The organism is Micromonospora sp. NPDC048839, assembly GCF_040649915.1.
Classification (GTDB): Bacteria; Actinomycetota; Actinomycetes; order Mycobacteriales; family Micromonosporaceae; genus Micromonospora.
On sequence record NZ_JBEZGL010000025.1, the window covers coordinates 53,193 to 65,394 of the forward strand.

Annotated in this window: 9 protein-coding genes and 2 tRNA genes; 6 read left to right on the forward strand and 5 right to left on the reverse strand. The window is 74.5% G+C overall.

What is annotated here, in order from left to right:
• Positions 1-5 precede the first annotated feature (5 nt).
• Positions 6-851 (forward strand): universal stress protein, encoded by an 846-nt coding sequence (locus AB0C25_RS32250; protein WP_357378290.1) that lies wholly within the window; start codon positions 6-8, stop codon positions 849-851.
• Positions 852-879: 28 nt separating this feature from the next.
• Here AB0C25_RS32250 and AB0C25_RS32255 read toward each other — a convergent pair whose 3' ends face one another.
• The gene (locus AB0C25_RS32255; protein ID WP_357378292.1) at positions 880-1,527 is read right to left on the reverse strand and encodes a TOPRIM nucleotidyl transferase/hydrolase domain-containing protein; all 648 of its coding nucleotides are present in this window, start codon (positions 1,525-1,527) and stop codon (positions 880-882) included.
• A 176-nt stretch (positions 1,528-1,703) separates the two neighbouring features.
• On the opposite strand from AB0C25_RS32255, the gene AB0C25_RS32260 reads away from it, so the two are divergent.
• The 4 genes from AB0C25_RS32260 to AB0C25_RS32275 are packed head-to-tail and all read left to right on the forward strand — an operon-like array spanning position 1,704 to position 9,250.
• Positions 1,704-2,636, forward strand: a complete 933-nt coding sequence (locus AB0C25_RS32260) for an ABC transporter ATP-binding protein (protein WP_357378294.1) — start codon at positions 1,704-1,706, stop codon at positions 2,634-2,636.
• Complete coding sequence (locus tag AB0C25_RS32265) at positions 2,633-3,325, forward strand: ABC transporter ATP-binding protein (protein WP_357378296.1); 693 nt, start codon at positions 2,633-2,635, stop codon at positions 3,323-3,325. The genes AB0C25_RS32260 and AB0C25_RS32265 overlap by 4 nt, the downstream gene beginning before the upstream one ends.
• A 4-nt stretch (positions 3,326-3,329) precedes the next feature.
• On the forward strand, positions 3,330-6,500 hold the full coding sequence (locus AB0C25_RS32270) for an FtsX-like permease family protein (RefSeq protein ID WP_357378298.1): 3,171 nt from the start codon (positions 3,330-3,332) through the stop codon (positions 6,498-6,500).
• Positions 6,497-9,250: an ABC transporter permease gene (locus tag AB0C25_RS32275; RefSeq protein ID WP_357378300.1), complete on the forward strand. Its 2,754-nt coding sequence runs from the start codon at positions 6,497-6,499 to the stop codon at positions 9,248-9,250. Before AB0C25_RS32270 ends, AB0C25_RS32275 begins: the two co-directional genes overlap by 4 nt.
• A gap of 112 nt (positions 9,251-9,362) precedes the next feature.
• On the opposite strand, the gene AB0C25_RS32280 is transcribed toward AB0C25_RS32275, so the two are convergent.
• A tRNA-Val gene (locus AB0C25_RS32280) sits at positions 9,363-9,437 on the reverse strand.
• 48 nt (positions 9,438-9,485) lie between these two features.
• Positions 9,486-9,558: transfer RNA gene (locus AB0C25_RS32285), tRNA-Gly, on the reverse strand.
• Positions 9,559-9,705: 147 nt separating this feature from the next.
• Between AB0C25_RS32285 and AB0C25_RS32290 the strand changes: the two genes are divergently transcribed.
• Positions 9,706-9,948: a DUF6458 family protein gene (locus AB0C25_RS32290; RefSeq protein WP_357247876.1), complete on the forward strand. Its 243-nt coding sequence runs from the start codon at positions 9,706-9,708 to the stop codon at positions 9,946-9,948.
• Between the two features lie 167 nt (positions 9,949-10,115).
• On the opposite strand, the gene AB0C25_RS32295 is transcribed toward AB0C25_RS32290, so the two are convergent.
• A complete protein-coding gene (locus tag AB0C25_RS32295; RefSeq protein WP_357378302.1) occupies positions 10,116-11,072 on the reverse strand; it encodes an NADP-dependent oxidoreductase in 957 nt (318 codons plus the stop codon).
• The gene (locus AB0C25_RS32300; RefSeq protein ID WP_357378304.1) at positions 11,069-12,196 is read right to left on the reverse strand and encodes a Gfo/Idh/MocA family oxidoreductase; all 1,128 of its coding nucleotides are present in this window, start codon (positions 12,194-12,196) and stop codon (positions 11,069-11,071) included. The genes AB0C25_RS32295 and AB0C25_RS32300 overlap by 4 nt, the downstream gene beginning before the upstream one ends.
• Positions 12,197-12,202: the final 6 nt, after the last annotated feature.

A 12,202-nucleotide genomic window follows, 5' to 3' on the forward strand; every position in this document is an offset into this window, starting at 1 on the left:
ACGACGTGCGCGACGCGGAGATCCTGGTCGGCTACGACGGCTCCACCGACGCCTCGGTGGCGCTGCGGTGGGCGCTGGAGGAGGCTCGGCACAGCGGCCAACCGGTGCGGCTGGCGTACGTCTTCGAGTGGCTGACCGTGGCCGGCTGGGTCGGCCCGGGTGTGACGCCCGGGGTCTGGCCGGACGAGACCGCCCGCCGGCAGGTCGAGGACCTGGTCGGCAAGGCCGCGGCGGACGCCGCCGCCACCCACCCCGGGCTGACGATCACCGGCGACGTGTACGACGGACCACCTGCCCTGGTGTTGCAGGAACGCTCGGTCGAGGCCGGCATGCTGGTGCTCGGCAGCCGGGGTCACGGCGGATTCGGTGGCCTGCTGGCCGGGTCCACGGCCGTGTCGGTGGCCGCCCACGCCCACTGCCCGGTGGTGGTGGTCCGCGACGGGACGGGCGGTCAACCGGACGGCCCGGTGGCGGTCGGGGTGGACGGTTCGGGGCCGTCGCTGGTGGCGCTCGGTTTCGCGGCGGAACGGGCGGCCCGCCGGCAGATGCCGTTGCGCGTACTGCACGCCTGGACTCCGGGACCCGGCGGGGCGGCCGGGGTGCCCGACGAGCGGGCCGCGGTGGAGCAGGCGCTGGAGCCGTGGCGGCGAACCTTCCCGCAGCTGAACGTGACCGTCGACCTGATCTCGGGCAGCCCGGCGGCGATGCTGATCGAGGCGAGCCGGTCCGCGCAGTCGGTGGTGGTCGGCAGCCGGGGCCGGGGTGGGCTGGCCGGGATGCTGCTCGGCTCGGTCAGCCAGCAGGTGATCCAGCACGCCAACTGTCCGGTCGCGGTGGTCCGGGAACGCTGACCGCCCGGCGACCAGCAGCCGTCGGGCGTCAGGTGAGCAGCCGATCCAGTGGTCGAGGGACGGCGCCCGGGTCGAGGGCGTGGACGAGCGCGCGGGCGTAGCGCGCCTTGCGGCCGCTCATCGTGCCCATGAAGCGGCGCAGTTGCCGCTCGACCGTCCGTCCGCGCTGCGCGGGCTGGTTCTGGAAGACCCGGAACTTCGCCAGATCCCGCTCGGCGTCGATGACCCACTCGACACCGTCGCTGCCGAGCGCGCGGATCAGCTCGTCCTCCAGGTCGGTCACGCAGACCTGGAAGCCGAGCGCCTCCAGGTCCGAGCGGGTCAGGTCGCCACCGAAGCCGGCCTGTTCCAGCCCTCGCCGGAAGAAGCCCTCCTCGGCCTCGTCGCAGAGCCCTCGTACGGTCAGTGCCAGCCCCTGCTCGCCGAAGAGCCGCAGGTAGCGGGCAACACTCATCGCGCCACCGATCGGCAGGACGCACACGCCCTCGCCGGCCAGGTCGCGGCCCCGCCGCTCGGCCAGTGCCTCCACCGCGCACTGGTCGCTGAAGCCCTCGACGAGCACGACCGTGCTCAGGTCGCGGGCCTGGGCACGGGCCACCGTGGCGGCTGCCGTGGCGCCCGCGCCGCCGGCCGCCCAGACCTGCACGGCATCTCGGAAGCGGTCCGGTTCTCGCACAGGTCGGAGTCTCGCAAGCTCCGGTGAGGACCGCTATCGGTTTGTGTACGGGAACGGCTCGCCACCGGGGTTGCGATGACGAGAAGTTTTCTGCGGTGGGCGATACTGGCGTGCCGCAGCCTCTCGAGGCCATCCGAGGCTGGCTCGACGTCGGCACGACCCGGACGGAGAAGGCAATGTCCAGCACACCGCTGTCCCTGCCGCAGCCATCCGCGCGGGCACCCGAGTTCGGCCAGGACGCGCTCATCGTCTGCGAGAACCTGGTGCGGATCTACCAGACCGGTTCGATCGAGGTGCAGGCGCTCCAGGGACTGGACCTGGCCGTGGAGAGCGGTGAGCTGATCGCCGTCGTCGGCGCCTCCGGGTCGGGCAAGTCGACGCTGCTCTCCATCCTGGCCGGCATCGACGCCCCCACCGCCGGGCGGGTCCGGGTCGACAGGTGGAACCTGCTGGCGATGTCCCGCGCGGACCGGGTGGACTACCGACGGCGCACCGTCGGGTTCGTCCGGCAGCAGACGGCGAGCAACCTGATCCCGTACCTGACCGCACGGGAGATGGTGGACCTGCCGATGACGGCGGCCCGTACCCCGAAGGAGGAGCGCCGGGAGCGCGCGGCCGAGCTGCTGGACAGCCTCGGTGTCGCCGACTGCGCCGATCGGCGACCCGGGCAACTCTCCGGTGGGCAGCAGATGCGGGTCGCGATCGCGGTGGCGCTGGCCAACCAGCCGCGGGTCCTGCTCGCCGACGAGCCGACCGGCGAACTGGACGCCGCCACGTCCGCGGAGGTCTTCGGCGTGCTGCGGGACGTCAACCGGCGGTACGGCGTCACCGTCGTCGTGGTGACCCACGATCCGGAGGTCAGCGGCCAGGTCGAACGGACCGTCGCGATCCGGGACGGGCGCACCAGCAGCGAGGTGCTGCGCCGCACCACCACCGACGCGGAGGGTGACACGCAGATGATCGCCGAGGAGTACGCCGTGATGGACCGGGCCGGGCGGGTCCAGGTGCCCCGCGAGTTCCGCCAGGCGCTGGAGCTGACCCGACGGGTCCGGCTGGCACTGGAACCCGACCACATCACGATCCGCCCCGACTCGGGAAGCGGCGAATGAGCGGCGAGCCGCTGCTTCGCGTGCGCGGCGTACACCGGCGCTTCCGCACCGGGCCGAGCGTCGTACACGCCCTGCGCGACGTGTCGTTCGACGTGGCCGCCGGTTCGATGGTGGCGCTCGTCGGCCGGTCCGGCTCGGGCAAGACCACCCTGCTCAACGTCATCGGCGGCCTGGACCGCCCGGACGCCGGCACCGTGCACGTCGGCAGCACCGACGTCACCGCGCTCGACGAGGACGGGCTGTCCCGGCTGCGGCGCGAGAAGGTGTCGTACGTCTTCCAGAACTTCGGGTTGATCCCGGTGCTGTCGGCCGCGGAGAACGTCGCGGCCCCACTGCGGATGGCCCGCGTCGACCCCACCGAGCGTGAGCGACGGGTCGAGTTGCTGCTGGAGCTGATCGGCCTGGCCGACCACGCCCGGCAGCGGCCGGCCGAGCTGTCCGGCGGTCAGCAGCAGCGGGTGGCGATCGCCCGCGCGCTGGCCGCCTCGCCCCAGCTGGTGCTCGCCGACGAACCCACCGGGCAACTGGACGCCGAGACCGGCCTGTCGGTGATGGCCCTGCTGCGCGGGATCGTGGAATCCGAGGGCGTCACCGTGGTGGTGTCGACGCACGACGCGGTGATGATGGCCCTGGCCGACCGGGTGATCCACATCCACGACGGGCACCTCGACGAACAGGACGCCGGGTGACGCGATGATGAGGCTGGTCAGCCGGCGCGCCCGCGCGCAGTGGCCGTTGCTGGCAGCCCTCCTCGGGGTCGTCACGATCGGCGCGACCCTGCTGGGCACCTGCACCCTGCTGGTCACCCGCACCGCCGACCGGGCGCTGGAGGTCGCCATGGCCCGCGCCGCCCCCGCCGCCGTCGACGTGACCGTCTACACCGGCACCGTCGAGGGCCCGGACACGTCGTCGGTCGCCGCCGACACCCGTGCCGTGGTGGCCTCCACGCTCGCGCCGTACCCGGTGACGACGACCGCGCGGGCGTCGACAGTGCTGCGGGCGCTGCCGCCCACGCTCGCCGAGGGCACCACCGTCGGAGCCCAGGCATACCTGTCAGGGCTCGACGACCTGCCGGCCCGAGCCGAGCTGGTCACCGGCCGCTGGCCGCAGGACCCTGGCGACACGGTGCTGCTGGAGTCCACCGCCCGGCTGCTCGGCCTCGCCCCCGGTCGCCGGGTGCGCCTCGGCGCCGAACTGGCCCACGCGCCCGTCCCGGCCATCGACGTGCTCGTCGTCGGTGTGGTACGCCCGCTGCCGGAGCGCGGCTGGGACCGCGATCCGCTGTCCGCCGAAGGCACCCGCACCGGCTACCGGGACGGCCGCTTCCTGCAGCCGGTCAACGCCTACGGCCCGTTCCTCGTCGACCTCGACGACCTGCTCACCACCGGTGCCACCATCGACCGGATGGAGCTCACCGCCCATCCGGACCTGTCCCACCCCAACCGCCACGACCTGGAGACCGTGGCCGGGGCCGTCCGTGCTGCCGACAGCCGGCTGGCGGGCACCCTCGGCGACCGCGTCCAGCTCGCCCGTGTCTCCTCCGAACTGCCGCTGACCCTGCGGGCCGCCGACGACCAACGGCACGTCACCGCCGCCGTCGTGCTCGCCATCGCCGTCCTCGGCGGCGTCCTGGCCGCGGTTGCACTCGTCCTCGCCGGCCGGCTGACCACGGGCATCCGCGCCGAGGAGACCGCCCTACGGTCCGCCCTGGGTACCAGTCGTCGCCAACTCGCCGCCACCGCGACACTCGAGGCCGGACTCGTCGCCGCCGTCGCCGCCGCGCTCGCGATACCGGCCTCGTCGGCCCTGCACGCCGGCCTGACCCACCTGCCGCCGCTGGACGGCGCGGGCCTGACCGTCCGGCCGGCCATCGCCGGCGCCCAGGTCCTCGCGGTCACCGGCGGCGCGCTGGTGCTCGCCGCCGTCCTCACCATCCTGGCGATCCGGCCCGTCCCGGCAGCCGGCGAGCAGCGCACCCGCGGCGAACTGCTGGCCCGATCCGGCGCCGACGTGATGCTCGCGGTGTTCGCCGCCGTCGGGTGGTGGCAGCTGTACGCGCAGCCCACCGCCGCCAGCCCACGCGTCGACGCGGTCCGGGTGCTCGCACCCGCGCTGCTGCTCACCGCAGGCGCCGCCCTGGCCCTCCGGGTGGTACTGCCCGCGCTTCGCGCCGCCGACCGGCTGGCGTACCGCGCCCGCGGGTTGGCCCTTCCGCTGGCGGTCGCGGAGGCCGCCCGCCGGCCACAGGCGGTCGCCGCCGGGCTGCTCGTCGGGCTGGCCTGCGCGGCCGGCACCTTCGGCCTCGCCTTCGACGAGACGTGGCACCAGTCGCAGCGCGACCAGGCGGCGCTCTCCGTCGGCACCGACCTGGCACTCACCCTCAGCACGGCGCCGGTGGCCGGCGACGGCGCGGCCGTCAGCGCGGCCACCACGGGGGTGGTGAGTCCGGCCCTCAACCGTGGTGTCACCGTCGGTCAGTGGCTCGGCAGCGCCGGCATCCCGCCACACCTGGTCGCCGTCGACACCACCCGCGCCGACGCGCTGCTGCGCGGGCGGCTGGACAGCGACCGCGAATGGGCGGACGTGGGCACCACGCTGGCACCACGCACCCGGGTCGCCGGCCTCCCCGTCCCGACCGGCGCCCCGCTCGTCCTGAGCGGGACCGCCGCCGGCGACACTCCGCTCACCGTGACGCCCCGGCTGCTGCTGCAGGACGCCACCGGCCTCCGCACGTCCTGCGGGGGTCCCGCCCTCCCCCTCGACGGCCAGGAGCTTCGGCTGCCCAACTGCGCGACGACTGACGGGCTACGCCTCGTCGCGGTCGCCCTGCCGATCACCACCGACATGGTCGGGGGACCCGTCGCCATAGCCGTCACACTCACCATCCCGCCCGCCGGATCGGCGGAGAGGCCCACCGACGGATCGGACTGGACCGCCACGTCCGCGCCGCCGATCCCCGGCAAGCTGACCGACCCGACCGTCACGCTGTCCGCCACGCCGACGGGAACCGCGCTGCGGATGGCCGCGACCGTCAAGCTCGACGGCGGCGCCGAGGACGCCGCCCGGACCCTCGTCGCCACCGCCTTCCCCGACCCCGGCCCGGTGCCCGTCGCCGTCTCCGCCGCCTTCGCCAGCGAGGTCGACGCCGACAACGGCAGTCAGCTCAGCATCACGGTCGGCAGCACGCCCGTCCCGATCGTCATCACGGGGGTCGTGCCGACCGTACCGTCGGCCCCCGGCGCAGTCGCCGTCCTGGCCGACCTGGACACGCTGTCGCGCGCACGCGCCGTCCGAGGCGACCTGACGTTCCCGGTCGACGCCTGGTGGGTCGGCCACCCAGCCGGTCCCGCCGCCGCCGAGCGGGCCGACGCCCTGCACCTGGGCACCGTCGCGACCCGCGAGGCGGAGACCGCCCGCCTCACCGGCGGCCCGCTGCGCGTCGGACTGCCGGCCGCGCTCCAACTCACCGTCCCGGCCGCGGCCCTGCTGCTGCTCGCCGGCGTCGTCCTGCACGTGACCTGTGACCTACAGCTCCGCGCCGTCGAGGTGGCGCGGCTGCGCGGCCTGGGGATGTCCCGGCGCGGCATCCGGGCCGTCCTGCTCGGCCAGCACGCCGGCGTCCTGCTGCCCCTGCTCGTGGCGGGTGCGGGCATCGGCGCGCTCGCCACCCGCGTCGTCGCTCCCCTGCTCGTGCGCTCCGACACCGGTGCCGCGCCCGTCCCGGCCGCCCAACCACACTGGCCGTGGCCAGCCGAGGCCGCACTGCTCGCCGTCCTGCTGGCCGGATGCCTGCTGGCGGTCGCCGTCGTGGTCACCGTCCAGGTCCGCCGGGCCGACGCCGCGCACCTGCGGGTGGCCCCGTGAAGCGGTGGCTGACCCGCCGGTGGCCGGCGCCGCACTGGCCCAGCATCCGCGGCCGTGGCCGTACCGACGCCGGACCGCTGCTGCTCACCGCCGCCGTCATCGCGGCCGTCACGCTGCTCGCCGGGGCCGTGCCGACGCTGCTCCGCGCCGCCGCCGACGACGCCATCCAGGACGCGGTACGCCGCTCCGGCCAGGACTCGAACGTCCTCGTACTCGCCCACTGGGAACGCGACGACGGGTCGGCCGGCGGACGGGTCCGGGTGCCCCGCCTCGCCGAGGACATCGACGGCTTCCGCACGCGGGCGACGTACGCGCTCGGACCCGAACTGGACGCCGCGCTGCTCCCGCCCGTCGTCGTCGTCAACGGCCCGGTCCTCAACATCACCGACGGCAGCGCGCCGCGTACCTTCCAGTTCACCTACCTGGACGGTGAGTCGGGCCCCCCGGACGTGACCTGGATCGCCGGCACCGCGCCCGGCGGCGCCGTCTCCGACCAGTACGTCGAGATCCCCTACGACGCCCCACCCTGGCCGGTGCAGGTCGGCCTCTCCGAGGAGGCCGCCGCCGCACTCGACCTCCGCCCCGGCGACCGAATCTCGACCTCGGACGGCCGGGAACATGACACAGACGTCCGGATCAGCGGGATCTACCGACCCGCGGACAGCGCCGACCCCACCTGGCGACTCGCCCCGGCGCTCCTGCGTCCCGTGCCCGGCGCCGACGGCGTGGGGACCACCCGGTTCGGTGGCCTGCTGTCCCGAGCGTCGTTACCGGACGCCCGACTCGCCGTGCAAGAGGACCAACTGCGGCGCACCGTCCACTTCGCCCCCGACCCCGCCGACCTCACCTGGGACGCCACCGCGGCCCTCGCCAGGCAGGTGGTCAAGCTGAAGGCGACCTCCGGCTCGTCGAGCGACCGCGACAGGTCCCTGAAGTGGGAATCGCGGCTCGACACCACCCTGCGCGACGCCAGTGCCCGCAACAGCGTCGCCGCCGCACAGGCCGCCGTCCTGCTCGCCGGGGTGCTGACCGCCACGGTACTGGTCCTGCTGCTCGCCGCCGACCTGCTGGTCCGCCGCCGCACCCCGGCGCTGAGCGCCGCCCGTCAGCGTGGCGCGGCGCTACCCGACCTCGCTACGGAACTGGTCATCGAGTCCACAGTGCTGTCCCTGGCGGCCGCCGCCGTCGGGCTCGCGCTCGCCCGCGCGGCCGCTCCGGGCGTCTCCTGGACCTGGGCCGTTCCCCTGGTCCTGGCCGGCGCCGTCGCCGGGCCGGCGTTCGGCACCCTCGCCGCCGCCCGCGCCAGCCGCGACCGGCGCCAACCCGCCAACCGGGCCGCCCGGCGCTGGATCCAGGCCACCGGTCAGCTGCGCCGCGCCGCCGTGGAGGCCGCTGTCCTGATCGCCGCGGTCGCCGCCTTCGTGGCCCTGCACCAGCGCGGGCTGCTGCCCGTCGGCCCCGACGGCGACGCCGGTGGGCTGACCGGAGACCTGGTCCTGCCGATCAGCGCCCTGACCCTGGGCGCGCTCGTCGGCGCGCTCGTCCTGCTCCGGCTGCTGCCCCTCGGGGCGCGGTTCGCGCTCCGACAGGCCCTGCGCTCGCGCCGCCCGCTGGCCGTGTTCGGTGCCGCCCAGGCGGCCACGACGGCCGGGCGCGCGCTGCCAGTGCTGGTTGTGGTCAGCACCACGGCGCTCGCGTCGTTCGCGCTCATCCTCGGCCCCACCGTCACCCGGGGTCTCAGCGACGGCGCGTGGAGCACCGTCGGCGCCGACGCCCGGCTCAACGTCGACACCGACGCCGCGACCGCCACACCCGCACTCGCCGAACGCATCGCCGCCGCACCCGGGGTGGAGCAGGTCGTCGTCGCGCAGGTGACCGCCTCGGCGCCCGTCTTCACCGAATCGACACTGCTCACCCCACTCCTGGTCGTCGTGGACGCCGACGCGTTCCAGCGCCTGCTGGCCACCACCCCGCTGCCCGACGCGCCGGCGCTGGCCCGGCTCACGGCACCCGGCCCCGGGGACGTCCCCGCGCTGGTCCGATCGAGCGACGGCGGGCTGCGGACCGGCATGCGGCTGAAGCTTCCCCGGGACGACGCCCCGGCGATCCCTCTTGCCGCGGTCGGTACCGCTCCCTCCGTCGGCGGCACCAACGACGTCGTCATCGTGGACGCCACTGCCCTCGCCGCCGCCGGGCTGCCAACCGCTCCGAACACCGTCTGGGTGACCGGTCCCGGCGCGGCACGGGCCGTGTCGAACACCGGCGTCGCCTCCGAGGTCGTGCTGCGCGCGGACGTCCTGCGGGCGCAGCGGGTGGCTCCGCTGACCGCAGGGCTGCTACGGCTGGCGTGGACGGCCGCCGCGGTGCTGGTGGCGCTGGGGTTGCTCGGCCTCACGCTCGCCGCGGCCGCCGGTGCGTCGGCGCGGTGGCAGACCCTGACCCGGCTGCGGACCCTCGGCCTGCGACCACGCGACGCCCGCTGGGTCGCCGCCGGAGAGCTGCTGCCGCCGGTCGCGGTCGCCGCGGTGTGTGGCCCGCTCCTCGGGGCACTGCTCGCACGTCTGACGCTCGGCCCACTCGACCTGCGGCTGCTCACCGGCCAAACCGCCGACCCGGTGACGGTCCTGCCCTGGTGGCTGCTGGGCCTGGTGAGCGTGGCGCTGATCGCGACGGCCGCCACGGTCGTACCTGTCGAGTCGGCGCTGCGGCGACGCGACCGGCTGAGCGAGGTCCTCCGCGCCGGCGAGTAACCAGGCGGTGCCCGGCGTGACGCTCGGCTGAATCGTCTCGGACGCCGTCAAGCCGGGCAGGAACGGCGACCCGCGGCCCGGGTCAACGGACCAGCTGATCTGCCGGTATGGATGGTGGGCGATACTGGGTTTGAACCAGTGACCTCTTCCGTGTCAAGGAAGCGCGCTCCCACTGCGCCAATCGCCCGTGGTGACCGCCGGAACCGGCAGTCAGCCCCCGTCGGGGCGAATCACGAGCGGACGACGGGATTCGAACCCGCGACCCTCACCTTGGCAAGGTGATGCGCTACCAGCTGCGCTACGTCCGCACGTCCCCGACAACCGCCGGCGACAGGTGAACTCTACCCGATGCCAAGATCGCTTGGCACGGCACCCTGGACGGTGACGGTTGCGCTGGTCCGCGCCGGGGTACTGAGGGGCTCGACAGCACACCACATCCCCCTAAGGAGGCTGTCATGGGTATCGGCACCAGCATCTTTCTGATCGCGCTCGGCGCGATCCTCACCTTCGCGCTCGACGCGAGCGTCGGCGGCATCAACCTCGACGTGGTCGGCTGGATCCTGATGGGCGCCGGCGTCCTCGGCCTGATCATGACCGCGCTGATCCTGGGTCGCCGCCGTCAGGTGGTCACCACCACCGAGCAGCCGGTGGAGTACGCGCGGGTCGAGGAGCGTCGGGACATCGCCCCGCCGATGTGACCCGACCCGCTCCACCACCGACGGAGCCAACAGATCGACGTCACACCGGGTCGGCCGCCGCACCGAAGGCAGCCGACCCGTCGCACCCGTGAACCCCGCAGCAGACGCCGGGTCGGCGGAGCGGCCGGTGACTGGACCAGCCTGCTCCGGTAGTGCCGTCGGCGGAGTCAGAACTCGATGACCAACCGGCCGCGTACCCCTCCGGCCTCCAGGAGCTGATGCGCGCGGGCCGCCTCCTCCGGCGGAAACCGCCCGGCGACCCGCAGGGTCAGCGCACCCTCCTCGGCGAGCCGCCGAAGCAGGTCGAGCTTGTCGCGGCGCCCGTCGTACTCGTGCACGTACGCGGAAACCAGGTCGATCCTCCGCTGGTCGGCCTGCGCCCGCAGCGCTGGATCGGGCCCGCCCCGCAACAGCGCCACGGCACCGCCCGCGCGCACTGCCGGCAGCAGCGCGCCACCGAGCAACGCGGCGTCGACAGCGGCGTCCACCCCGTCCGGGGCGTACTCCCGGAAGCGGTCGGCAACCCCCGGACCTCGGGTCACCGTCACGTCGGCGCCGAGCGCGGCGACCAGTTCGGCGTCGTCGGGCGCCGCGTCGGCCAACACCCGGTGACCGGCGGCCTTGGCGAGCTGTACCGCGTATCCGCCGACGGCTCCGGGCGCGCCGGTCACCGCCAGGGTGCTGCCGGGCGGCAGCCGCAGCTGGTCCAGGGCGTGCAGGGCGGTCAACCCGTTCAACGGCAGAGTTGCCGCCTCGGCGGGTGACACGCCCGCCGGGGCGGGCACCACCCAGGCCTCCGGGAGCACGACCCACTCGGCATACCCACCGCCAGCCGCCCGGGTCGGATTGACCATGGCCATCACCGGGTCACCCGGGGCGAGTGCGCCACTGGTGCCGGAGCCCACCTCGTCGATGGTGCCGGCGATGTCCTGGCCGGGCAGCAGCGGGTCGCCGCCGCGCAGTCGCACCGGCGTCATACCGGCCCGGATCAGGGTGTCGGCGGGATTGACCGCCGCCGCCCGTACCCGGATGCGGACCTCACCAGGGCCGGCGTGCGGCGTCGGAAGCTCAACCACCCGCAGCACCTCGGGCCCGCCGTAGCGCAGCAGTCCGACCGCTCTCATGCCTGACTCCTCATCAGTTCGGGTCGGGTCAGGGGCTGGGTCACGCCGATGGCGGCGGCCCGCTCGATCGCGTCGATGAGCCGGTGCCGACCGAGGGCGTGCGCGAAGTCGGGGACGGTCCGGGTGCCGTCCGCCAACTCCCGGGCGAACTGCCGGTAGAGCCGCGTCACACCTCCCGCCACGGAACGACTCAGCTCGGCCGGCACGCCGTCCAGGTAGGACGTCGGCACCTCCAGTGGTCGGACAGCGCTGTCCGTGCCCCGGCCGCCCGCGAGGGTGAGTTCGGCGACCTGCATGTTGCCCCAGTCGGCCGTCAGTACCAGGTCGCCCTCGCTGCCGTTGATCTCCCACCGGAAGTTGTCCCCGCGGGACAACCCGCCCCGGTAGAAGATGGACGCCGCCGCGCCGCCGTCGAGGGTGCCGATCACCGAGACCTGGTCCGGCACGGTGACCGGGATGGTGCTGCCGTCCGTCGCGAGCGTCGCCTGTTTGCGGCCGACGACGAGGTTCGCGGCCACCGAGTCGAACTCACCGAGGACGAAGTGGAGCGGATCGAGGGCGTGCAGGGTGGCCGAGGTGAGCGGGGATGCGCCGTTGGCGTTGTCGAACCAGTACGCCTGGCTGGGGTCGACGACCTCACCACCCCAGACCATCCCCGAGCCCACCATCGTCGTGCCGAGCACCTTGCCGACGTACCCGTCGCGGATCAGCTCCCGGGCGTACCGGACCTCGGGGGCGTACCGCCCCTGGAGCCCGACCACCGTGCGGACGTCCGCCTTCGCCGCCCGGTCCGCGAGCTGCCGGGCCTCGGCCAGGCCATTGCCCAGCGGCCACTCGCTGTAGACCATCTTGCCCGCGTCCAGGGTCGCGGAGATGAGCGTGAAGTGCTCGGGGACCTTCACCGCCACGACGACGAGGTCGACGCCCGGATGGCGGATCAGGTCGCGATGGTCGTGGTAGGCGGGGACGCCGTACTTGGCCGCTGCGGCCTCGGCGCTGCTGGGACGGGACGTGCTCACCGCGCGGAGCGTGAACTCGGGTGTCGCGGCGATGGCGGGCACGTGCGCGATGGAGGCCCATCCGCTGGTGCTCGCGCCGATGATGCCGACGCCGATCGTGGACATGGCTAT